We start from the raw sequence: 24,899 nt of genomic DNA, 5'->3' as shown, positions 1-24,899 counted from the left end.
GCCGGAATCGGCCGAGACGGCCGGTTCAGACCGGGCCGTTGGTGTCCAGTCGGCTGGGTCGTAGAGGTCTAGGCGAACGCCGGTTGGCCGATTCCGTCGAGGTGCTGGCTTGTCGGGTTCAGCATCGTCGTGCCGTGTCCGCGAGCAGGCGGCACAGGATCGTGTGGCCAAACAAGCCCGAGCGCGTCGTTGAGGCTGTCGATGATCTCTGAGAGACGAACTGTGAGCTCGGGTGCACCAATCGAAACGGGCACGCGGAAGGAAATCGAAAGCTCCCCAGTGCCGGCCTGCCCCGACACCATTGGATCGACGAGGCGACCGTCGTCATGGAGATGGTCGGCGGCGCTGCTCACGAAATCGACGAACTCGTCGTAGGTGAGAGGTCGAACTCCATCGGCATCGACGCGGCTGAGGGTGCCGGTGATCGTCACTTCGGTACGAGGTCCGCTCGCCTTGCTCCGCACGCTCATCTCCTGCTCTTGCATCGGTTGATCTTCGCTCGCGTGTTCTTGATGCCTCGCCAGTCGGAGGGCGTGGATCCAACTGTAACGACGCACTGACAGTCACATGGGCACAGAAGCAAGAAGTGCTTTCTCATCTTCTTCACCCGCCAACCGCGGCCTTCCGCTTCTCGCAACAGCGACTCGTAGTCTCGATTGTTGTGCCGCGGTCGCGTGGGCATCGGTGTCTACCCGGTCTTCCGTCCGTTCGCTGGGATCGCGTGAAATTAGACACGAGGTCACGCACGCAGCAAAGCGATTTCCCGGGAATGTGCCGGCATCGGCCCCCACGGCCGATTCAGTCCGGGCCGTTGGTGTCCAGCCGGCTGGCCAGAACGGCCACGACAGCGAGACCGCCAACCGCGGCGGAGGCGAGGTACGCCGCCGTCGGGCTGACCGCGAACACCGGAAGCCACACGATCGAACCGATCGCGTGACCGCTGAACCGAAGCGACAGCGTGAATGAGAGCGCGCCCGCCCGATTGTCGGGCGCTGCAATCGAGGCGAGCGACTGAAAGCTGACCACGGTGGCCTGGGTGGCTGCGCCCGCGACGAACCAGACACATGCAAGCAGCCACGTCGACTGTGCCACGGGCAGCAGGGCCACCAGTCCCGAGCATGTGACGATGGCGATCGTGGCTGCCCGCCGCCCTCCCAAGCGGTCCAGCACGATGCCCCACAACGGCGCCGCTGCCATGCCGGCGACACCCCCCGCAAACAGCAGCACCCCCACCTGCGAACCCGTCAGCCCGATCACGTCCCGGCCGCTCAGCGCCACCAAAATCCTGGCGCCGACCGGGCCCAGTGCGGCCAACATCGCAGTCGCGGCGACAAGCAACGTCGAGCGGCGCATCAGCGTGCGCAGCTGAGGCGGCGAAATGGGCGTGCTGGACGTGGCCGGCTCATCGGGAGTCGACGCCTTCGGCAGCAGCAGTGCGATGAGTGCGCCGACGGCGGCCGTCGCGACGTACGCAAGGCGCCAGTTGGTGTCTGCGCCGATCCCGCCCAGCATCGGCGCAGACAGCTGACCGAGGGCCTGGAACGCCGCGTAGCGACCCACGACGCGCCCGACGCGACCCGTGGGCGTTGTTTCGGTCAGCATCGCCAGCAGCAGCGGCGTGATGAATGCGTTCATCGAGCCCTGCCCGACACGGGCCGCGAGAAACCACACGTAGGTCGGCGCGACGGCGCATCCGAGGGTCGCCACTGCATAGAGCGCGACGGCAGGGCGCAATATCCGGGCGCGACCCCAGCGGTCGGCGATCGTGCCCGACACCAGCAAGAGCCCGGCGAACGGCACCAGGTAGCACCAAAGAGCCCAGCCGATCTGGCCGGTGGTGACCGAGAAAGTCGAGCGCAGCTCGGGGATCATCGGCAGCATCACGAACGTGCCGAGCGGTCCCATCATTCCGCCGAAATAAAGCAGCACGCGGCGCCACTCGCCGCCCGTGCCCTGTCTTTCCATAAGCCCGCGCACGCTAGTTCTGCGCCGACGCAAGAGCCGCTACGACCGCCACATCGGCGGCGTTGATCTGGGGCTGCCACCTTGCGGATTTCGCGCTGAGCATCGTTCTCACGGCCTGTCGGCGTCGTCCGCCGACGCACGGGCGGAGAGCGAGTGGCCCCGCGGTGCACAGCACTGCCCGATGGAGCGCGCGCATAGTGTGAGCCACGAGTTCGGGGGATCCTCGCTGCCGACTTGGCGTGGAGGATCATCGGAGTGGCTCTGCGGGGGAAGCTCGCGTACCAACGAGGGGGCAGACATGGCAGCAGAAGTAACCATCGGCTCAGGACGGCTGGCTGGCGGCGACGACCAAGGCGTCCACGCCTACAAGGGCATTCCCTATGCGGCACCGCCGGTGGGCGACTTGCGTTTTCGCCCCCCTGTCGCTCCTGCGGGCTGGGACGGCGTGCGTGACGCGTCGGACTACGGCCCCGTAGCACTGCAGCAGCCCATGCCCGGCATTTTCGGCGAGCTGGGCACTCCGCCCAATCCGGCCGGCGATGACTGCCTGCGGCTGAATGTGTGGACGCCGGACCCGGGCGCGGGCGGCATGCCGGTGCTGGTGTGGATCCACGGCGGCGCCTTCTACGCCGGCAGCGGCATCGACGACGTCTACAACGGCGCAGCGTTCGCCCGCGACGGCGTGGTCTGCGTGACGATCAACTACCGGCTCGGCGTCCAGGGATTCATGAATCTGGGCGGCCACTTCGGCGAGTACGCCCAGTCCGGCAACGTCGGCATGCTGGACCAAGTCGCAGCGCTGCAGTGGGTGCAGGACAACATCGCCGCATTCGGCGGCGATGCGTCCAAGGTCACCATCGCCGGCGAGTCCGCCGGCGGAATGAGCTGCTCCACGCTGATGGCGATGCCTGCAGCCAACGGGATGTTCCGGGCTGCGATTCCCCAGAGCGGTGCTGCGCACAACGGTCTCAGCGCCGACACCGCAGCGTTGATCAGCACCTATGTCATGGAGGCAGTCGGCGTCACACCCGGCGACTCGGCTGCACTCGCCGCCGTCAGCAACGACGACCTGCTGGCAGCGCAGATCGCCATCACCGACGACTTGGGCGCCACACGAGACCCCGAGAAGTACCGCGAGGCAGCGGCGGTGCCGATGGCGTTCCAGCCCACCTACTTCACCGAGGAACTGCCCCAACGACCGATCGACGCGATCGCGGCGGGCTCGGCGAAGGATGTTTCTGTGATGGTCGGAGCGACCAAGGAGGAAGCGCTGATCTTCCTCGTGGACCTCAAGGAGATGTTCAACGAAGAGCTGGTGTCGGCCACCGTGGGGGCGGTTTTCGGCATGGCAGGCAAGGACGGCGATGCTGCGCTGAAGCTGTACACCGACAATCGGCCCGGCGCTGCACCGCACGAGCTCGCCGCCGCGATCGAAACCGACCGGATGTTCACCGTGCCGGCCGTCCGCCTGGCTGATGCGCAGTCTGCGCAGAACTCGGACCTGTGGATGTACCGCTTCGACTGGGAGAACCCAGAGCGCGAGGGCGAATGGGGGGCGCACCACTTCATCGAGGTGCCGTTTGCCTTCGACCAGACCGACAACGACATGGGCCGCGGTTTCGTCGGCGACAACCCGCCGGCCGATCTGATTGCGGCCACGCACGATGCATGGGTCCGGTTCGTCACCGACGGCAATCCCAACCACGGCGGCCTGCCCGATTGGCCGCGCTGGGATGCGAGCAGCCGGCCGACGATGCTCTTCGACAACGAGTGCCGTGTCGCGAACAGTCCCGCCGCAGCAGAAATCAACCTCTGGGACGGCGTCCTCTAGCGCCTCCGGCGGGCAACCGCCCGAGCACCCCCCGCCCACAAACTGTCGGCCAATCAGTCCTCAAACTGTAGGTTGGATACTCCATAAACTGTTGGCTGTTTGGCGGACATTCTGTAGGATCGGATCTCGAGCGGTTGCAGGTTCGGTGTGCGTGGCGCACTGTGCCGCCGCCCGCCAACCGACGAATCGCAGCCATGTCAGACACGCTCGAACCCGACGGCTACCGACCACGCGTGACCGACTCAGCAGTCGCGAGAGCGTTGAGGGCCATGCCCACCGTCGTCATCGAGGGGCCAAGGGGCTGCGGCAAGACCTGGACAGGTCGAAAATTCGCACGCAGCGAGGTGCTGTTCGACCGCGATCTCGACGCCCGCCAATCAGTCTCGGTTGCGCCCGGGCTCATTCTCGAGGGTCCCGAACCGCGCCTGCTCGACGAGTGGCAGCTCGCTCCAGAAATCTGGAACCAAGCCCGGCACGCCAGCGATGAGGGACGCCGAACTGGTCGATTCATCCTGACCGGTTCAGCCGTGCCTGCCGACGACATCACTCGCCACTCCGGTGCCGGACGCATCGCGCGAGTGCTCATGCGCCCGATGTCATTGCAGGAAACGGGCGAGTCCTCCGCGGAGGTGTCGATCGGATCCATGCTCGAGGCGGAACCTGTGAGGGCGCGGCAGCCGGAGGTCGAATTCGCCGACCTCGTTGAAGCCCTCTGCAGGGGCGGCTGGCCTCGATTGCTGGATCGGACCGTGACCGACGCGCAACTGTTCTTGGACAACTACCTCGCAGAGCTGTGTCGAACTGACATCAGTGCAGTCGACGGGGTGGCGCGTGATCCTGGCGGGGTGGCGCGCCTCATCGCTTCGATCGCGCGCAACGTCGCGACCACTGCGTCGTTCTCGAAGCTCGCCGCGGAGACCAGCGGAGACCGACCGCTGAATCGCACGACCGCGACGGAGTATCTGCGCTCGCTCGAACGGCTCTTTGTCGTCGAAGACGCACCGTGCTGGCGCACGCATCTGCGCTCGAGGGCCACGCTGCGCGCTGCTCCCAAGCGACACTTCGTCGACCCCTCGCTCGCGGTAGCAGCCCTCGGTGCGAGCCCCCAACGCCTGCTGTCAGACCTGCGAGCGCTCGGTTTCCTCTTTGAGTCATTGGTGGTGCGGGACCTGCGCATCTACGCCCAGGCCAACGGTGCGGAGGTGTATCACTACCGCGACAGCGACCATCTCGAAGCCGACGCCGTCATCGAAGCACGCGACGGACGCTGGATCGCCGCGGAGGTCAAGCTCGGCGGAAACGACAACATCGAGCAGGCCGCCCGTTCGCTGCTGCGCCTGCGCGACAAGGTGGACACGTCACGCCTCGGCGAACCCGCGAAACTGCTCATCATCACAGCCACTGGCTACGGCTACGACAGACCAGACGGCACGACGGTCGTACCCATCACCGCGCTAGGGCCGTGAACACAGGCGACTCGATGACTGAAATTGCCAGAAGCTTGCGGCGAGCGCTCGGAGCGATGCTCGGCAGACGGCGACGGCGTCAGATCGGCGCGTCCATCGTCGGCCGGAAGTCTGCGCCGCGCTCGGCGCCATGGCGGACTGCTGAGCCGACTGGCCGTTGAGCACAGCTGCGCCCGTAGAGTTCAGCGCTGCCGGGTCCTCATACCCGGCTGCCATTACGACCTCTGGGTGGATTGAAGGCCTGCGCAGCACCCGGAGTCATCGGCTGCACTCACCCGCGGTGAGCCCGCACGCCGATCTCACGCGTTACTCCCGTTCAGCGAGGCTCGCCATGTCTAAAACCGAAAATCTTGTTGCGCGCGCCGATCTGCGCAATGTGGCGATCATCGCCCATGTCGACCACGGCAAGACGACGTTGGTCGACGCCATGCTGTGGCAGTCGGGCGCCTTTCGCTCCAATGAGACGGTCGCGGAACGGGTCATGGACTCCATGGATCTCGAACGCGAGAAGGGCATCACGATCCTGGCCAAGAACACCGCCGTCCGGTATACCGACGACGCTGGGACGGAGACCAAGATCAACATTCTCGACACGCCTGGCCACGCGGATTTCGGCGGCGAGGTCGAGCGCGCCCTCACGATGGTGGACGGGGTCTTGCTGCTGGTCGACTCCAGCGAAGGCCCATTGCCCCAGACGCGCTTCGTCCTGCGCAAGGCATTGGAACTGCAGCTGCCCGTCGTGCTCGTGGTCAACAAGATCGACCGGCCCGACTCCCGCGTCAGCGAAGTGGTCGACGAGGTTTACGAGCTGTTCATGGACCTCGACGCCACCGACGACCAGATCGACTTTCCCATCGTCTACACCGACGCCCGACGCGGCACGGCCTCGTTGCAGCCCGAGGTGCCCGGCACCGATCTGCGTCCGATGTTCGACACGCTGCTCGCCACCGTCCCGGCCCCCCGTCACGATCCCGAGCACCCGCTGCAGGCGTGGGTCACCAATCTCGACTCGAGTCCGTACGTGGGACGCATTGCGCTGTGCCGTGTGATGCACGGCACCATCAAGCGCGGCCAGACCGTGTCGTGGTGTCGAACCGACGGAACCGTCTCGGCCGCCAAGATCAACGAGCTCTACGTGACCGAGAGCCTCGAACCAGTCGACGCCAACGAGGCCAGCGCGGGCGAGATCATCGCGATCTCGGGCATACCGGACATCACGATCGGGGAGACGCTCACCGATCTGGAACGTCCCGCTCCGCTGCCGCTCATCAGGGTCGACGAGCCGAGCCTGTCGATCACGATCGGCATCAACACCTCGCCGATGTCAGGTCGGGAAGGCGACAAGCTCACCGCTCGCCTCATCAAGAATCGTCTCGACGCCGAGCTCATCGGCAATGTCTCGATCCGGGTCCACGAAGCCGACCGTCCCGACACCTGGCAGGTCCAGGGTCGGGGCGAGCTGCAGCTAGCGGTGCTGGTGGAGATCATGCGGCGCGAGGGCTTCGAGCTGACAATCGGCAAACCCGAAGTGATCAGCCGCACCGTCGACGGCCGGCTCTGCGAGCCCACCGAGCGCGTCACGATCGACGTGCCCGAAGAATTCGTCGGCGCTGTCACCCAGATGCTCGGCGAGCGCAAGGCGACCATGCTGAATATGTCGAATCACGGCACCGGCTGGGTTCGGCTCGACTACGTCGTGGCGACACGCGGCCTCATCGGATTCCGCACCGAATTCCTGACCGAGACGCGGGGCAACGGGCTCATGAACAGCGTGTTCGAGGGCTACACGCCGTGGCTGGGCGAGGTGCGCACCCGCAACTCGGGCTCGATCGTCGCAGATCGCTCGGGTGCCGTCACCGGGTACGCGATCGCAGCCCTCCAAGAACGGGCATCGCTGTTCGTCGCTCCGGGCGACGAGGTCTACGAGGGCATGGTGATCGGCGAGAACCCCCGGCCCGAGGACATGGACGTCAACATCTGCCGCAAGAAGAAGCAGACCAACGTGCGGGCTGCTGCATCCGACGACACCGTCCGGCTGACGCCGCCCCGAGTCCTGTCGCTCGAGCAGGCGCTGGAGTTCATCGCTGATGACGAGTGCGTTGAGGTGACCCCGAACGCCGTACGCATCCGCAAGACCGTGTTCGACGCCACCGCCCGCGGCCGAGCCCGCAAGCGCCTCCAGCGCACACCCGCCTGAGCGCAGCTGGCCCACAAGCTGTAGGCCAATCTCACCACAAACTGTCGGCTGGCTGTCACCCGCGGGCGGTCGATTCAGACCCTGGACTTGAGCTGGCTCACACCGCTAGGCGCTGGCAGCAGCTTGCACCCGGGTGGTGACCTCGGGTGTCAAGTCGATGGTGTGGAAGTTCTGGAGCCGCTCGATGGTCTCGGCGTAGCGCTCACGCTTGCGGGCGTCTCGCTCGGGGGCACGCTCGGCGAATTCACCCATTACCTCGGCGGCGAACAGCTCCATCGATTCGCAGATGTCCTCGTGACGGTTGCGACCGGCCTGGCTCACGAAGATCAGCTCGTCAACCCCGGCGTCCTCGTAGGCCCGCACGAACTCTCGGATCTGGTCCGGCGTGCCGATACAGCCGCGCAGCGAGTCGAGCCCCCCGGCCGTCACCAAGTTGTCGGCGCCGTCGGAACCGACCGCTGCTTGCACGGTGGCGGTCAGCTTGGCGAAGCCCATTTCCTCGCGATTCTCCTCGAACTGGCTCCAGATGTCAGTCGCTCCGGGCGTGTGAGTGCCGAACGCGTAGTAGTGCAGCAGTGAATACGCGAAGAAATGGAAGCCGTCGAGGCCGCGGTCAATCGCCGTCTGCTCGTCGGGGTGGCACATGAACCCGGTGGTGACTGCGATGTTCGGATTCGGCACCAAACCCACCGGGTCGGTGCATGCTTCGAACGCGTCGTAGTAGTCCGCCACCCACTGTCGAGCCTCGTCGGGGTCGATGAACGAGAAGCTCAGCGCGCCGAGGCCCCGCTGGCCCGCCATCAAGATGGTGTCGCGCTGGCTGCACGCCACCCACATCGGCGGATGCGGGCGCTGCATCGGCTTGGGCACCACGTTGCGAGCCGGCATCGAGAAGAACTTGCCTGTGTGGCCCTGATACGGAGCCTGCGCCATCATCTTGGCGATCTCGGGCACTGCCTCTTCCCACATGGCGCGCTTGTGCGCCCGCTCGATCTCGAAGCCGCCAAGCTCCATGTCGCTGGAGGTTTCGCCGGTGCCAAATTCCACCCGGCCGTTTGAGATGATGTCCAGCGTGCCGATGCGCTCGGCAACTCGAGCGGGGTGGTTGTACCCCGGCAGTACCGGCACAATGCCGTGTCCGATGCGGATGTTCTCGGTCGTCGCCGCGCACGCCGACAGGAATACCTCGGGCGCAGACGAGTGCGAGTACTCCTCCAAGAAGTGGTGCTCCACCTCCCACACGGTGCTGAAGCCGAGCTTGTCGGCGAGCTGTACCTGCTCGAGCGCCTCGTGCACGACGCGGGCCTCGGCCCCGTCGTCCCACGGGCGCGGCAGTTGGTGCTCATAGAAGATGCTGAATCGCATGGCGAGTCCTTGTGTCGTTCCGGCGCTGGTGCCGTCTTGGGAAACTCAGCCGGCGGCAGCGATGCTGGCGAAGGCGGAGTCCACGATGCGGTTGCCTCGTGGGTCGCCGGTGATGGTGCTCTCCATGCGGTTCATCACATAAGCCACCGACGCCCGGACATCGAAGTCGATGACCGCGACCGAGCCGCCCCAGCCGCCCCAGAACATGTGGTTCGGGTTGGGGCTCGTGACCCATCCGTCGAGGTCGCGGGCAAAGCCCAATCCGTGGCGCATGCGCATGTACAGCACGTCGTCGACGTTGTCGATCTGCTCCTCGAGGGCCCGACGAGCTCCGGCCTCGGACATGATCCGGACGCCGTCCACCTCGCCGCCGCAAGCCAGCATTGAGTGGATCCGCGCAATGGAGCGGGCGTTTCCGATGCCACCAGCAGCTGGGATCTCCGCTGCCCGCCATTCGCGGGTCTGCGGCTCGGAGGCGTCCAGCATGCAGCTCATCAGCGTCTTCGCGCACAGCGAGTCGAGCTCGATGGGGACGCCGTTCATCTCGAGGGCCTCGAGATTCACCTCCGGGGGAATCAGCTCCCCCATGCGGCCGTCCTCGGAGGCCGGAAGACTCATGTGAAAGTCGGCGCCGAGGGGCTCGGCGATCTCGTCGCGGAACCAGTCCGCCATGCGCTTGCCGGTGATGCGGTAGAGGATCTCGCCTTCGAGGTTGCCCTGGGTGACGGCGTGATAGGCCGACTTGGTGCCTGGCTCGAACCACAGCTCCTGGGCTGCAAGCCGCTCGGCGATGGCGTCGAGGTCGTACAGATCTGCGGCCGTCACTGGCGGCTCGTAACCAGGCAGCCCCGCCGTGTGCGACATGACGTGGCTGACCAGTACGCCTTCCTTGCCGTTCTGGGCGAACTCGGGCCAGTACTGGCACACCGGGGCGTTGAAGTCGAGTTCGCCCCGATCGGCCAGGGCCAGCATGCAGGTGGCAGCCATCGTCTTGGTGGTGGAGTACACGTTGACGATCGTGTCGCGGTCCCACGGGGTGCCGTTGGGATCGGAGTCTCCAGCCCAGATATCGACAACGGCCTCGCCGTCGACCGTCACCGCCGCTGCTGCGCCGATTTCCAGCCCTTCGTCGAAGTTCTCCACGAAGGCGTCGCGGACCGCCTCGAAACCTTCCTTGCACGTCCCGTGAACTTCCATTGCGTGTCCCCCCTGTGGTGCCAGCCGACTGCGTCGGCACGTCAAGGGCTCATCTTTGCAGTCTCGGCAGGCAGCCGCCCACATGAGGTCTGTGACCAGCGCCTCGTCTGCGTCGCCGGGCTGCGTCTCGAGGTCGCGGGGCGCCGCCGATCGTGCATGCCTGCGTCGCAGGGGCGTGCCGTCGAGCTGCTGGCCGCCGCCCCTGCGCCCACGCCACCAGCGACCACTGACAGCCGCCGGCGGGGTGACATAGGGTGGGCACCATTCGTCCGGCACTGCTTGGTGCTGTGCCGATGCCCCGAGGGGCATCCGTGTGGGCGGATGGCCGTGCGATCCCGGGGGCACCATGAAACCTGGATCCACCGGTGGGGTGGCGGGTTTGGGTGGTGCGCGTCCACCAGAAAGGCCTCCTGACGTGGCATTTTGCCGTTGACGAATAGTCGGCGTGATGCCATGACGGGAGGCACTTTCTGTGAGCAGCGTAGCTGGGGGTCTGGACCGGATTGAGGCAGTGTTCGACGAGGAGTCTTTGGTCGCCGATGCGGGGTTGTTGTTGGCGGGGTCGCTGGTGGCCCGGCTGGGTCTGGAGTCGTTGATCGATGAGGTGGTGACGCCGCCGGGGTCGGGCCGCGGTTCGGGTGCCAAGGTGCTCACGGCGGTGTGCTCGATGCTGGTGGGCGGTTCGTTCTTTTCGGACGCGGACAGGCTGCGGGCCGCGTCGACAAGGTCGGTGCTGGGGTTCGCGCCTGTGGCGCCGTCGACGTTGGGGACGTTCGCGAGGTCGTTCACGTTCGGTCATGTGCGTCAGCTCGACCGCGCGCAGGAGCTGGCGTTGGGCCGCGCGTGGGACGCAGGCGCCGCCCCTGCGGCCGAGCAGGTCACGATCGATGTCGACTCGACGGTCCGCGAGGTGCACTCCGACGCGAAGCAAGGCGCCGCCTATGGGCATACGCGCACGCTGGGCTATCACCCGTTGGTCGCGGTGCGCGACGACACCGGCGAGATATTGCATTCGCGGATGCGCAAGGGGTCCTCCCAGAAAGGACACCTGCGGTTCGTGTCCGAGACCGTCGCCAGGACGCGGCGGTTGGCGCCACAGGCGGCGCTGACGCTGCGCGCCGACGCAGGGTTCTTCTCCTGGGACCTGACCGAGCGGCTCGACAAGCTCGACGTGAGGTTCCTGATCGCTGTGGGCCGCAACCCCGCTGTCGACAAGGCGATCGCCGCGATCGACGACGACGAATGGACCCCGATCGGCTACACCGACGACGGCGAGGCACACGTCGCCGAGACGACGTTGACCTCGAGCCGGCGCCGCCGCGGCAAGCCCGCTCGCACGGTGCGGCTGGTGGTGCGCCGCACCCGCATCGTCGGCGAGCAAGGCGACCTGTTCCCCGACTGGCGCCACCACGCCGTCGTCACCGACATCGACGCCGAAACGCTCGACACCAAAACAGCCGACGCCGCCTACCGCCGTCACGCACGCGTCGAGCTCGCCATCAAAGACCTCAAAGCCGGCGGCCTCGCCCACAGCCCCTCAGGACGCTTCGCCGCCAACGCCGCATGGCTCGCCTGCGCCGTGCTCGCGCACAACATCGCACGCTGGACAGCGCGCATCGGACACGTCCACGACCCCCGAAAGCTCACCGTCGCCGCCACCATCGCACGCCGCCTGCTCGCCGTCCCCGGCCGGCTCGTCAACCGCAGCGGACGGCCCACCCTGCGGCTCCCCGCCCGATGGCCCTGGGCTCACACGTTCGCCGCCGCGCTCGACAAGATCCGCAGCCTGCCCCAACACTGCTGAACCGCCCCCAGCGCCCAGCCGCCCGGCGCAGCACACCCCCAAAAGCGCAGCACACCCCCAAAAGCGCAGCACACAACCCAACCCCCCCAAGCCGAACCGGGCACCACCACGCCCCAATGACCCCCATTACGTTGCCGGCGGCCCTGGCGCGACGGCGTCAGGGGCTGGCTGCTCGCCCGGGCGGGCAGGGCTGTTTCCCAACCACCCCACCGGTGGATTCAGGATGAAACCACCACTGCTTCGACTGCTGGCGCTGCTCTTTGCGTTAGGTCTCGTCGCCGCCGCTTGCGGCGGTGACTCAGACGACGAAGGCGCCGACGACGCCCGGGTAGCTACAGCGACCGACGACGGCGGCGACATGGCCGACGATCCCGCCGATGACGTGGCCGACGACTCCAGCGACGACATGGCCGATGACGGCGACGACATGACCGGCGATGCTGCCGATGACATGGCCGATGACGGCGACGGCATGGCTGCCATCGACCGGACCGGCGAAGTCATCAGGGTCGGCTACGTCAACAACGAAGGCGCAGCTTTCGCGCTGCCCGAGTTCCGCACCGGCGGCGAGGTGGCTATCGCAACCATCAACGAGTCCGGCGGCATCAACGGTGCCATGATCGAAACCGTCGTATGCCTGTCTGATGGCACGCCCGAGAGCGCCATCAACTGCGCCAACGAGCTGATCGAAGCCGACGTAGTGCTGGCATACATGGGCATCGAGGTTGCCTCCGACGCAGCCATCGGCTTGTGGCTCGACGCAGGCATCCCGTACATCTCGTCGAACTCTTGGGGAAATATCGAGCGGAACAGCCCCGGCGCATTCTTGTTGCACACCGCGTCGGCGGCATATGCCGTGGGACCGGCCAAGACGTTCAGCGACCTCGGGCTCAGCCACATTGCAGTGATCTTGGAGGGGACCCCGTCTGGCATCGCCTTCATCGACAGCATCGTGGCGCCAGTTCTGGCACACAACGAGATCGAGTTCGAGCGCATCATCGTGGATCCCGCAGCGCCTGACTGGACTGCTGCCATCGCTGCGGCTCAAGCTGCGGGAGTGGAAGGCATCTGGGGCCAGCTCACCGAGCCCGGCTGCATCGGAATGGTCGGCGCCGTGGCGGCCAGCGGCTACACGGACCCGGTCTTTGCCGGCTCATGCAGTTTCTACATCGGCATCCTGGGCGAGCTGGCAATCGGCACCTATACCCAGGGTGACGTCTACTTCCCTTCAGTGAAGCAATTCGCGCCACCCGAGATCGCAGATCGACTGACCCAATACGAAGCCGAGATGGCTGCAGCCGGCTACGAGGACCACATCGAAGGCTTCGCCGTCGCGCCGTACTCGGCGTGGCGAGAGTTGGAGTTCATCCTCGAGAAGATCGAGGGCCCGATCACGTCGGCTTCGGTGATCGACGCCTTCAACAACGCCGGCGAGACGCCCGGCTGGTTCGGCGCCGATCTGCGCTGCGGCATGGCGCCGTGGCCCTCGGAGACCTCGCACTGCGGTTCGAGCATCGCCGTGTGGCAGATCGGCATGCGCGATGACGGCTCCATCGGCCGGATCCTGGTCGGCGACGGCTTCTTCGACGCCTTCGAATACAGCGGCTTCTAAAGAAACAACTCCGCACTTCGCGTGATGTCCGCACTCGGGCGGATCGGCAGCAGGTAGCCGGCGATGGAGCAGTATCTCCTGTTCGCTGTCGTCGGTTTGGGCTTCGGCAGCATTTACGCGGCCGTGTCCATGGGCGTCGTCATCACCTACCGCGGCACCGGCGTGATCAACTTCGCCACTGGTGCCATGGCCATGTGGGGTGCCTACGTCTACGACGAACTGGTGCGCAGCGGTGACCTGGTGTTTCCGGTGGCGGTGGTGCCCCACAGTGTGAGTCTGGGCGAGGACGGTTCATTGCCGTTCGCCCTGTCCTTCGTGCTGGCCTTGGCTTCGTGCAGCTTGATCGGCCTGCTGGTGCACTTCGCCGTCTTCCGGCCACTGCGCCGGGCGCCGGTGCTGGCGAGGGTGGTCGCCTCAGTCGGCGTGCTGTTGACAATCCAGGCGCTGATTGTGCTGCAATTCACCAGCACACCCCGCAACGTGCCGCCGATTCTGCCGAACGAACCGGTCAGCATGGCCGGCATCAGCTTCTCGCGAGACAGGCTGTGGCTGACAGCGGTCGTGGTACTGATCGCGGTGGCACTGTGGGCATGGTTCCGATTCACCCGGCTGGGACTTGCCATACGGGCCTCCGCGGAGAATGAGCGAGCGGTCGGCTTGGCCCGCTACTCGCCCCAATTGCTGGCAGGAACCACGTGGGTGCTGTCGAGCACCGTCGTCGGCGCAGTGATCATCTTGAGTTCGCCGACGGTGATCCTGAATCCGTTGACCTACGTGCTCGCCATCGTGCCGGCACTGGCAGCGGCGCTCATCGGGCGACTCTCGTCGATCGGTATCACCGTCAGTGCGGCGCTGGCGCTGGGCGTCATGCAGTCCATCGTGGTGTTCCAAGCCAGCAAGACGTGGTGGCCGGACTGGGCGGTGTCGGGCCTGGGCGATGCGGTGCCATTCGTGGTGATCGTGCTGGCACTGTTCTTCGTCGGCGACGCACTCCCCAGCCGCGGCGCCGTCGAGTCCGATCCGCTGCCAGAAGTGTTCCGGCCCAAGATGCGGCCCCAAGTCGTCGTCGTCATGGTGCTGGCCGCAGGCGCGGCCGTAGTGCTGACCTCGGGCAGCTATCGGTTCGGGATCATCACCAGCATGATCATCACCATCATCACGCTCTCGCTGGTGGTGCTGACCGGCCTGGTGGGCCAGATTTCCCTCGCTCAGGCGGGCATCGCTGGCACGGCTGGTTTCGCCCTGAGCAAGCTGGGCGATGCTGCAGGCATACCGTTTCCCATATCGCCCTTGCTGGCAGCGCTGGTGGCGACGGCGTTCGGCGTCTTGGTGGGCATCCCGGCGCTGCGCATCCGCGGCGCGCAACTGGCCGTAGTGACATTGGCAGGCGCCGTAGCTCTGGAGAAGTTCATTTTCCGGAATCCCAGCTTCACCGAGGTGGCGGGGAATCCGATCTCGGATCCAACGCTGTTCGGCCTCAACATGGGCGTGCGGGAAGGACGCACCATCGCACGCGTCGAGTTCGGGATCCTGGTGCTGATCTTGATGGCGATTTGTGCAGTCCTGGTGGGCAACCTGGCCCGCAGCGCTACCGGACGACGCTTCTTGGCAGTGCGCTCAAACGAGCGGGCAGGTGCATCGATCGGTATCTCGATTGCGAATACGAAGCTGCTGGCATTCGGCATCGCCTCGTTCATGGCAGGACTGGGCGGCTCGTTCATCGGCTACAGCCGTGGTCAGCTTTCCGCCGACAGCTTTACCGTGCTCGTCGGCTTGAGCTTCATGGCATTCGCCTACTTGGGCGGCATCACCAGCGTCTCGGGCGCTGTCATTGGCGGCACATTTGCTCCCTTGGGCATCGGGTTTGTTGTCTTGGACCGGAACCTGGAACTCGGTACCGCGTATGGGCTCCTCGCCGGCATCGGCCTGGTGTTGACTGCGATCTTCAATCCGGAGGGCATCGCGGGCGCGAACCGCAAGAACTTCGAGAAGCTGAAGGCCCGGCTTGCAGCGCGAGCAGCCGCGAAGGCCGCTGACGCGAATGACCACGATGAAGAACGATCAGCGCCGGTGCCGCTGCGCCTCGTGGAACCGTCGGGTTCAGTGTCTGAGCCGCCCCGTCGCGACCGGCCGAGCTTCGACGATGCTCCCGTCGTCCTCGCGGTCGAAGAACTCACCGTCCGCTATGGGGGTCTCAAGGCCGTCGACGAAGCATCGCTGCGCGTCCGCGAGGGCGAGATCGTCGGTCTGATCGGACCGAACGGCGCCGGCAAGACGACCATGATCGACGCCCTGACCGGGTTCGTCCCTTCCGAGGGGCGCATCGTCTTCGACGGTCGGGAACTCACGAGCGAATTGCCCTACCAGCGAGCGCGCATGGGCCTGTCGCGTACGTGGCAGTCGCTGGAGCTCTTCGGCGATCTGTCGGTGCGCGAAAACGCCCAAGTCGCCCAGGAACGAGCCTCGATTCGCTCGGTGCTGGCGGATTTTGTCAAGCCGGCACGACCGGTTGACCTCGAGCGGGTGGATGCCGCACTGGATCTGGTTGGCCTCGCTAGCGACGCCGACGCCCGACCGGGCGATCTGCCGCTGGGACGCCAAAAGCTGGTCGGCGTTGCCCGGGCCTTGGCCAGTTCACCTCGGGTGATGCTGGCCGACGAGCCCGCCGCCGGTCTCGACACCGCCGAGAGCCGCACGCTGGGCCGCGAGATCGTCGACATCGCCGAAGGCGGCGTGTCGATCCTGCTGGTCGACCACGACATGGGCCTCGTGCTCGAAGTCTGCGACTACATCTACGTGCTCGACTTCGGCCAGATCATCGCACAGGGAACCCCGGCCGACATTCGTGCGAATGAGGCCGTCATCGACGCCTACCTTGGTTCCGAGGTCCACACATGAGCCCAACCGCATGAGCCTGATCGCATGAGTCCAATCGAATGAGCACAGCCGAGGCCACAACCCCCGAAGGCACCGCTGTCGCAACGCCTGCGCTGGACGTCCGGAATCTGGTGGCCGGCTGGGGCGGGGTGCCGGCCGTGCGCGACCTGTCTCTGCACGTACATCCGGGCGAGGTGGTGGCACTGCTCGGACCCAACGGCGCGGGCAAGACGACCACGCTGCTGACCATCGCGGGTGTCCTGCGGCCTATCGACGGCGAGATCGATGTGCTCGGCAAGCCGCTCGGCGGCGCCAGCGCGCACCAAGTAGCGCGCAGGGGTGCTGCGCTGCTGCCCGAGGACCGCGGCATCTTCTTTCAGCTCAGCGTTGCAGAGAACCTGCGCCTGCACCGGCACCGCCGCAGCGAGGTCACCGAGGACGACATCATCGGCTGGTTTCCCGCCCTCGCCGAACTCCTGGACCGTCGCACCGGATTGCTCTCGGGCGGCGAGCAGCAGATGCTGGCATTGGGCTGCAAGCTGATCGCCGATCCGAGGCTCCTGATGGTGGACGAGATGAGCCTCGGCTTGGCGCCGATCATCGTCGAGCGCCTGCTGCCAGTAGTGCGCCGCATCGCCGATGACACCGGCGCGGCGGTGCTGCTGGTGGAACAGCACGTGCATGCTGCGCTCGCAATCACCGACCGGGCCTACGTGCTCAATCACGGCGAGCTGGCCCTGTCGGGCACGGCGGAAGAACTGGCGCAGCGGCCCGAAGTGCTCGAGGCCAGTTACCTCGGTGAGCGAACCCTGGACCACGAGTAGCATTCCAAACGACATGGAATGCCTGCCGAAACGAAGGTGGGAAGTTAGGCGCTCGGCCAAGCGCATCTTTCGGCGCGTCGGGCTGACAGTCCTCGCCGCACTCGTCGGACTGGCTGGTGGGTGCGGCGGTTCCGAGACTGTCAGCGACGAAGCGCCAGCCGCAACGCCGGGGAGTAGGGGCGAGATAGACGTTGACGTCAATGTCAACGTGGACGTGGACGTCGCGGCGACTGGCGACGGTGCCCCGGACAGCGCCGCCAGCGATAACACGACCGGCGACGCAGACGCCTCAACTGCCACGGCTGCCATCGATCGCACCGGTGAGATCATCCGGGTCGGCTACGTCAACAACGAGGGCGGCAACATCTCCCTGCCAGAGCTGCGTATCGGCGGCGAAGTCGCCATCGACGTCATCAACCGTGCGGGCGGGATCCACGGAGCGGTGATCGAGCCGGTCGTCTGCCTTTCTGACGGCACGCCCGAGAGCGCCATCAACTGCGCCATCAAGCTGATCGAGGAAGACGTCGTCATGGCCTACATGGGCGTCGAGATGGGCTCAGAAGCGGCACTCGGGCTGTGGGTCGACGCAGGCATTCCCTACGTCTCGTCTCACTCGTGGGGCCCCACCGAGCGCAACAGCCCCGGCGCGTTCCTGCTGCATGTCGCAACCGGCGCCTTTGCCGTCGGCCCGGCCAAGACCTTCAAAGATCTCGGCATCGACCACATCGCCGTGGTCATCCAGGATTCCTCCACCGCCCTGGACTTCATGGACAACATCATCGCCCCGGTGCTCGAGCATCACGGCATCGAAATGACCCGCGTCGTGGTCGATATCGCCGCGCCCGACTGGACAGCAGCCATCGCCGCCGCGCAATCCGCCGGCGTCGAAGGCATGATGGGCCAGCTCGACGAGTTCGGCTGCATCGGCATGGTCGGCTCCGCCGCCGCGAGCGGCTTCGACAAGCCGATCTTCGCCGGCTCGTGCAGCTTGTACATCGGCGTGCTCGGGCCTGCTGCTTTGGGCACATACACCCAAGGCGACCAGTGGGTGCCGTGGGTCGCGGAGTTCGCGCCGCCCGAGATCCAAGAACGCCTCGCGGCCTACGCGCAGGACATGACCGCGGCAGGTCACGAGCAGCTCATCGAAGGATTCGCCGTGGCGCCCTACGGCGCTTGGCGCGAGATCGAGTTCATCCTCGAGAAGATCGAGGGCCCCATCACCTCCAAGTCGATCACCGACGCATTCGCGAACTCAGGCGAGACGCCCGGCTGGTTCGGCCCCGATCTGCGATGCGGGCTGGCGCCGTGGCCGCCGGAGTCCTCGCACTGCATGTCGCACATCATGGTGTGGCAAGTCGTCGAAGCCGACGGCGGCACGCTGCGCAGGATCGTGGTCGGCGACGGACTCTTCGACGCGTACGAACTCAGCGGCCTCTAACCCACCGTCAAACCGCGCAGGTCTCGGTGGCGGCCTGATCCTCGAATGGAGCAGGGCCGATACGCCGCGATGCAATCACACACGTCAGTCGGTGATGGTGGATGTGGCCTTGGCTGCGTCGTTGGCGGCGCCGATCGTGTACAGCACATGGAGTTCGATGGTGCTGCTGACCCCAGCGGTGGGGACGGTCACGGTGGCGTCGATGTCGCCGCCGGCGATGGTGACGATGTCGCCCGCGCCGTAACTGCCGCCGTGGGAGATGAAGTAGTAGACGGTGACAGCACTCGTCGATCGGCAGGTGAGGCTGATGACGAATTCGAGGTCGTCGCCGTGTGCGGCTGTCGCGTCGGCGACGGCGACCGTCGGCTTGCCGGTGCAGGCCGGGACGGCAGGCTCGGGCGGCGGGTCGTCGTCGTCTGCGATGTGAGCGGTCTGCGTCGCTTGCGGGCCGACGGTGTAGCCGCTGCCCGCCCTCAGCGTCGCAGTGATCGACCCGTCGGGCTCATCCGCGCTGTCGTCGGTCGTCGCGACAGTGAGGGTCGCCTGCGTGGCGCCTTTGGGGATCGTCACCGTCCGCGCTCCGACAGTTGCGCCCCAGTCGCCCGTTGAGGAGACGTCGACGGCCACGTCGAGGTCGGCTGTTGTGGGTTTCGACGCGGTGATGGTGAACACAGCGTCGGTTCCCTCGGTGCCGCCGGTCGCGGCGGTGATGTCGACCTGCGGCGGCGGCTCGTCGCTGTCGACGATCACCACCGTGGTCGAACCGTCGGCACGCTCGACGCCGTCGGGACCCCACGAGATCCCCAACGTCACCCCCTCGGTGCTGCCGTTCAGCGACGGCGCCCGAACGCCGGTCCCATAGGACACAGTGATCTCCTGATCGTCCCAATCGCTGTCATCCACAGCCGTCAACACCAACTCAGCACGCTGATCACCGGGCTCCAACACAACACCGTCATCACCCGGCCCGAACGTCACCTCGAACTCATTCGCGAACACCGCATCAGGATCATTCAGATCACGCATCGTCCAATGCGTGCCCTCATCGCCGCCGGTCACGCTCAACGGCACCGTGAGCGTCTCCCAAGACCGCAAAGCGCGCGTCGGGGCGATTCTCAGGTGCGCCTGACTGTCGTCGCCGGTGCCGTTCTCCGCGATCGACCTCGCAAAGAAAATCATGTACACCGTCAACGGATCCACATCATCATCAGACACCGCAACCGTGGCTGCGCCCTGGGTGGCCGACACCGTGTACCCCGCATCCGCACCCGGCGCATCCAACGACACCGACACACTGCCGTCAGCCTCGTCAACGGAGTCGCCGACGGTCGGGACAGTCAGCGTCGCCGACGCCGCGCCCGCAGCGAAGCTCACCGTCTGCGAACCCTCAATCACACCCCACTCGCCCGACGCAGCGACCGACACAGCGACATCGAACGCAGCAGACTTCGGCTCGCTCGCAGTCACCGTGAACACCGCACCGGAACCCTCGGTCACAGCCCCACCAGCAGTGACCGAGACCTCAGGAATCACCGGCGGCGGATCGTCGTCGTCTGTGACCTGCACCGTCCGCGACGCCACCCAACCGACCGTGTAACCAATGCCCGCAACCAACGACACCGTCACACTGCCGTCAGGCTCGTCGACGCTGTCGTCTGCAGTTGCGATGGTCAGCGTCGCCTCGGTGGCGCCCGACAGGACCGTCGCCGTACGCGTACCGACTGTGACACCGAAATCGCCCGCAGCAGTGACCGCCACGGCCACATCCAGATCAGCCGCCGGCGCCGGCGACGCCGTCAAGGTGAACACCGCGCTCGCGCCCTCAGTCCCCCCCGAACTTGCCGTGATGTCCACCTGCGGCAGCGGATCGTCGTCATCGGCCACACCCACCGTCGCCGACTTGTCAGCGCCCAGGTCATAGCCGACGCCATCCACCAGCGTGGCGGTGACCGACCCGTCGGCCTCGTCGTCACTGTCATCCCGGGTCGCAACGGAGTAGACCGCGGCACCGTTGCTCACGACCAAGGTTCGCTGTCCCGACCGATAGGCGAAGTCGCCGCTCTGGGAGATGTCCATGGTGATGGTGATCGGGCTCGCCGGTGCAGGGACCACGGTCACGGTGAACGCCGCGGCGGCACCCTCGGTGATGTCGCCGCCGGCGACGATGCTGACCACCGGCAGGGCGGTGATGATGGTGCCGATGGCCGCCGGCACACGGAAAGCGTTCGCGGCGCCGGGGGCCCACGCGACCTGCAATTTCACCGTGTCGGAGTCTTCGGTGGGCACGCTCACCGTCGCGGACGTGTCGCCGGGCCCGAAAGTGACCCTTTGGGTATTCCCGACGATCTCACCGTCCCGCGCGATGTAGTAGTGCGCCACCACCGAACCAGACGCACGACAACTCAAACTGAACTCGAACACCAACCTCCCACCCCGCGCCGCACTCGCATCAGCCACCGACACCGTCGGGCGGCCATCGCACACCGGCGGCAGGTCGTTGTTGGTGATGGTGACGGTGAGCGCCCCGCCGAGCGTGATTCCGGCGATCACACCGGTGGAGGTGGGGGCGCGGGCGCCGGTGCCGAATGCGAACGTGATCGGCCGGTCGACGGTCGCGTCGTCGTCAACAGCCTCGAAACGCAGCACCGCTGTCCGCCCGCCCGGGCCGAACTCCACAGCGGTGGTCTTGCCTGAGCCCGTGGGGGTAACGCCTGGACCTGTCGGGTCGTCCAGCGTCCAGTCGCTGCCCGGCGTCCCGGTCACCGTGATCGGCACGCTGACCGTCTCGCCGGCCAAGAGCGTCCGGCTCAAAGAGATCTCCACATCAGTCCAGCCGCCGTTCTCCGAAACCGACGCGTCCGCCGACGACAGCGAGACCCTCACCGGAACCGAGCCGCCGTCGTCATCCCTGACTCCGACCGTCGCGGCCGCCGACGGCGCGAGGTTGTAGTCGAGGCCGTCAACCAGGGTGACGGTGATGGTCCCGTCGGGCTCGCTGATCGAGTCGCCAGCCGTTGCGACCGCCAGAACCGCGCGGCCCGAAGCGGGAATCGTGACCGTCTGCGCGCCGGTGACTACGCCAAACGCCCCTTGTTGGGCCACCGTCACGCTCACCGCCAGATCAGCCGATGGCGTCGGGCTAGCGGTGAGGGTGAACTGCGCGGCGGAACCCTCCCCGACAACGGGGCCCGCCGCTATGGAGATCAGCGGGGCGGACTCGTCGTCGTCGATCCTCACCGTGATCGCCGCCGGGTCGGCTATGCCGTTGCCGCCGCGGACAGCGGCGGACACCTCGAAACTCTTTGCCGCCGACCCGGTCAGCTCGTACACATCGTTCTGCGCTGCCGTGAACGTCACCGACCCCGAACTCTCCGTCGAGCCCGCCGGGATCGTCAGCACAGCCGGCGAGCCCAGCCGCCCGTCCGACGCCACTGCCGGCGCTACCGCCGTCGCAGAAAGGTCTGCGGTCACGTCGGTGGACGACACACCGCTGAGCTGCGCGGTGACATCCACCGAGCCGCCCTCGGCCACCGACGCGCTCGCGGCGTGCAACGACATCACCGGCAGCGGATCGTCGTCGGTGATCGTCACCACCACCGGCCCCGATTCGGGACGATACCCCAGCGGCAGACCGCGCAGCCCGACCGCGAACGTCTCGAGGCCCTCGTACACACTGTCCTGGGCGATAGAGATCGTCGCGGTCGCCGACGACGAACCCGCTCGCACCGTCACCGACGCGGGCGCCGAGTAGTCGGCGCCGGCCTCAGCACTCACACCGGCGAACGCCAGCGGCACCACCAGATCGGTGGCCGGGGCGGGGCCGCCCACCGACACCGCCACATCCACACTCCCGCCCTCGGCGACGCTCGCCGCCGCGACCGACAGCGAAACCGGCTCCGTGGGCACGCCCGTGTGCCCCGTCACCACGACGCTCCATGAGCTGAGGATCTCCCTGAAGCTGTCGACGCAGTACAAGTCGTACCAACTCCTCGCCAAGCTGCGCGTGAAGGCGGCAAGACTGGTGCAGTCGGGCAGCGTAGGCATGTGCTGGATTCTCAGCTTCCATGTTCCCCCCGGGTTCTCGCCCAGATGGCGCGATGTCCCGAAATCGAACGAGCCCCGCAACGAGCACGCATGCGCGCGGCACCCGTCAGTCTCCGGTAACAGGAGGGATTCGGTTCCTGTCGGCGACACCAGGGTCCACCGGTAGGCGCGGACGTCAGATATGTCGCCGGCGACGGTGACCTTGACGTGCTCGGTGAAATCGATGGCCGTCTGCACATCAAGGGCCAACTCGATCTCCGCTCCGCGCCCCGGCAGCGACACATCGCCGGTATGCGAAGACGTGGAAGTCTGCATCGGAGGCAGCAGCGCCCAGGCGGCCGCGGCATCGACGGCGGCATCGGCGTCCACCAGACCGAAGCCGTACTTGTAGCTGAACGAGTACGACTGCGGCACCGGCCCCGTCGAGCTGTATTTCTGGGCGCCGCTCATCCAGCCCGAGTCCTGCGGGTCGACCTTGCGCGCGGTGTCTGCCAAGATCACCTTCACGTCCCGCCATGTCAAATCGGCGTTCACGCTGCGCATCAACGCGATCACCCCCGACACCATCGGCGCAGCGAAGCTGGTGCCCTTGAGGCCGTCGCGGTAGTGATTGTCGCCCACGGGCGCCAAGACCCCCGCCTCGCCGTAGTCCCCTGCGAGTCCGCACACCCACGTACTGGGGCCTTCTTCGGAGTAACTTGCCAATGGCCCCGAGGGTGCCACCGCGCACGCCAAAATGATGCCGCGATAATTGTTGGCAGCCTCCAGGCCCGACCAGACACGTCGGGAGTTAGCAACGCGGCTGTTGCCGGCTGACTTCACATGGGGAGTCCCCTTACCGCCGAATCCCTGTTCGAGGCTGGTCTCCAGTGCCCGCTGCCAAATGGAGCCCGCACGATCAAGTCCTCGTTTCTGAGGGGTGCCATAGCTGTGGTTGGCCACCGCCACCGTGCCTATGTTGAAAGTCAGTGCCTCGGTTTTTCGAGCTGCGGAGTAGTTGTCCAGGAGGTTGTAGTTCACCAGCGTGGCCCGGGGGGCGACGCCGCGCCCGCCCACGGTGTTGTCGCGTGCCCCCACAGTCCCGGCAACCATGGTGCCGTGAGGTCCGCCACTCCACCCCTCGACTTCTGAGGTGTAGCCGCCCCAGTTCGTGCTCCGGCCGGTGTCCGCGTTGTCGCGGAGATCCTCGTGGTTCGGATTCCAGGTGTGGTCCACCACCGCCACCGTCACCCCGGCCCCCATCGTCGTGGACCACACATCGCCGAGGTTGATGTCGACCACCGGATCCCGCCGACGGAGATCAGTAGCCTCGTCATACCGGTAGTCGCCGGACGCGTCCAAATGCCACAAGCAGCTCGACAGCTCGTCGGGCCAAAGGCTCGTGTACTTGGTACACCGCCGCCTCGCAGCCGCCGTGTCCGAGGCAACGCCGTCCGCGGCGATCAACTGATCCTGCCCCACCTCGAGCGGCGTGAACGTGTTGGGAACCGCGGTGTCCACACTCGGCTCCGCCGACAGCACGTCCGCCAGACGCAGCGACTCCACATCCGACACCGTCCTCACCAGGAACCCGTTCGGCAACTCGCCCAGCGGCGATATCGCCCCGCTCGCCACCTTGTGGCGCCTCCACACCGCCTCGATTACCGGCCCTCCAACCTCCGGACCGAACAGCACGTTCACACCGCCCACCAACAGATGCGGCTGCCCGGTGTCAGACACGAACCAGGTGTCAGGATTCGCCGCCGCTGCGGCGCCCGACGCCGAAGCCCCCGACGCATTCCCAACCGCCCCCGGCGCGTACGCGGTCGCCGCTGCGGTCGCAACCAACGACCGTTCCTCGCCCAGCGCCGCTATCTCGGCCGCGTCCAACAATCGCAGCGGAGTCTCACGCCCGCCGTCACGCATGACCCACACGCCGTCGGGGCCCACCAGGTCCAAGACACCCAACTCCTGCACTGCCTCGCCCAGCTCCGGGCCTCCGAGCCCGTCCTCAGGCGCCAGACCGTCCTCGACATCGGGCGCCGCGTCCGGCGGCGCAAGAAGTCCGTCTGGCGCTGAGGGCTCATCGACTACTGTTGCGTGGTCCCCGTTCGCCGTCGACTCGGCGGTCTGCCCGAAGGCGCTGATCAACTCGCCCGCAGCGGCAAGCTCCGATTGCGGCTGCGGCACCGGAGGGGACGGCGCGGACGCACCAACCGCAGGCATGCCGACCAGCCCCCCCAGGAGCGCCAGCACCAAGCCGGGAACGGTGATTCGCATAGCCCTGCCCACGCCCCCCA

Annotated in this window: 13 protein-coding genes; 8 read left to right on the top strand and 5 right to left on the bottom strand. The window is 66.6% G+C overall.

All coding sequences use genetic code 11. From position 1 onward, the window contains the following. Positions 1 to 68: 68 nt before the first annotated feature. Together ACOGJB_RS14585 and ACOGJB_RS14580 are read right to left on the bottom strand one after the other, a co-directional pair. Complete coding sequence (locus ACOGJB_RS14585) at positions 69 to 470, bottom strand: hypothetical protein (protein ID WP_419837814.1); 402 nt, start codon at positions 468 to 470, stop codon at positions 69 to 71. 328 nt (positions 471 to 798) lie between these two features. Beyond that, entirely contained in the window at positions 799 to 1,965 is a 1,167-nt protein-coding gene (locus tag ACOGJB_RS14580) for an MFS transporter (RefSeq protein ID WP_419837813.1), read from the bottom strand. Between the two features lie 298 nt (positions 1,966 to 2,263). Here ACOGJB_RS14580 and ACOGJB_RS14575 point away from each other — a divergent pair, with 298 nt between their 5' ends. The 3 genes from ACOGJB_RS14575 to typA all read left to right on the top strand — a co-directional run bounded on the left by ACOGJB_RS14575 (position 2,264) and on the right by typA (position 7,459). Further along, positions 2,264 to 3,796 carry a carboxylesterase/lipase family protein gene (locus tag ACOGJB_RS14575; RefSeq protein ID WP_419837812.1) on the top strand — a complete coding sequence of 511 codons (1,533 nt, stop codon included), beginning with the start codon at positions 2,264 to 2,266 and terminating at the stop codon, positions 3,794 to 3,796. A gap of 194 nt (positions 3,797 to 3,990) precedes the next feature. Continuing rightward, positions 3,991 to 5,262, top strand: coding sequence for an ATP-binding protein (locus ACOGJB_RS14570; protein ID WP_419837811.1), 1,272 nt, complete (start codon positions 3,991 to 3,993; stop codon positions 5,260 to 5,262). A gap of 331 nt (positions 5,263 to 5,593) precedes the next feature. Beyond that, on the top strand, positions 5,594 to 7,459 hold the full coding sequence (gene typA / locus ACOGJB_RS14565; protein ID WP_419837810.1) for a translational GTPase TypA: 1,866 nt from the start codon (positions 5,594 to 5,596) through the stop codon (positions 7,457 to 7,459). Positions 7,460 to 7,564: 105 nt separating this feature from the next. On the opposite strand, the gene ACOGJB_RS14560 is transcribed toward typA, so the two are convergent. Both ACOGJB_RS14560 and ACOGJB_RS14555 read right to left on the bottom strand, forming a co-directional pair. Further along, positions 7,565 to 8,824, bottom strand: a complete 1,260-nt coding sequence (locus ACOGJB_RS14560) for an LLM class flavin-dependent oxidoreductase (RefSeq protein ID WP_419837809.1) — start codon at positions 8,822 to 8,824, stop codon at positions 7,565 to 7,567. A gap of 45 nt (positions 8,825 to 8,869) precedes the next feature. After that, positions 8,870 to 10,021 (bottom strand): serine hydrolase domain-containing protein, encoded by a 1,152-nt coding sequence (locus ACOGJB_RS14555; RefSeq protein WP_419837808.1) that lies wholly within the window; start codon positions 10,019 to 10,021, stop codon positions 8,870 to 8,872. Positions 10,022 to 10,493: 472 nt separating this feature from the next. Between ACOGJB_RS14555 and ACOGJB_RS14550 the strand changes: the two genes are divergently transcribed. From ACOGJB_RS14550 to ACOGJB_RS14530, 5 genes are all read left to right on the top strand, one after another. Then, on the top strand, positions 10,494 to 11,825 hold the full coding sequence (locus ACOGJB_RS14550) for an IS1380 family transposase (protein ID WP_419837032.1): 1,332 nt from the start codon (positions 10,494 to 10,496) through the stop codon (positions 11,823 to 11,825). A gap of 223 nt (positions 11,826 to 12,048) precedes the next feature. Continuing rightward, a complete protein-coding gene (locus ACOGJB_RS14545; RefSeq protein ID WP_419837807.1) occupies positions 12,049 to 13,437 on the top strand; it encodes an ABC transporter substrate-binding protein in 1,389 nt (462 codons plus the stop codon). Between the two features lie 63 nt (positions 13,438 to 13,500). Continuing rightward, positions 13,501 to 16,335: an ABC transporter permease subunit gene (locus ACOGJB_RS14540; RefSeq protein ID WP_419837806.1), complete on the top strand. Its 2,835-nt coding sequence runs from the start codon at positions 13,501 to 13,503 to the stop codon at positions 16,333 to 16,335. 38 nt (positions 16,336 to 16,373) lie between these two features. Beyond that, the gene (locus ACOGJB_RS14535) at positions 16,374 to 17,138 is read left to right on the top strand and encodes an ABC transporter ATP-binding protein (RefSeq protein ID WP_419837805.1); all 765 of its coding nucleotides are present in this window, start codon (positions 16,374 to 16,376) and stop codon (positions 17,136 to 17,138) included. A gap of 13 nt (positions 17,139 to 17,151) precedes the next feature. Continuing rightward, the gene (locus tag ACOGJB_RS14530; RefSeq protein WP_419837804.1) at positions 17,152 to 18,576 is read left to right on the top strand and encodes an ABC transporter substrate-binding protein; all 1,425 of its coding nucleotides are present in this window, start codon (positions 17,152 to 17,154) and stop codon (positions 18,574 to 18,576) included. Between the two features lie 84 nt (positions 18,577 to 18,660). Here the strand turns inward: ACOGJB_RS14530 and ACOGJB_RS14525 are convergent, their stop codons facing one another. Continuing rightward, positions 18,661 to 24,879, bottom strand: coding sequence for a S8 family serine peptidase (locus tag ACOGJB_RS14525; protein WP_419837803.1), 6,219 nt, complete (start codon positions 24,877 to 24,879; stop codon positions 18,661 to 18,663). Positions 24,880 to 24,899 lie beyond the last annotated feature (20 nt).

The sequence above is a fragment of the Candidatus Poriferisodalis sp. genome (assembly GCF_965208895.1).
In the GTDB taxonomy this organism is placed as follows: Bacteria; Actinomycetota; Acidimicrobiia; order Acidimicrobiales; family Poriferisodalaceae; genus Poriferisodalis.
Note: the sequence above shows the minus strand (reverse complement) of the source record. Positions and strands in the feature narration are given on the sequence as shown.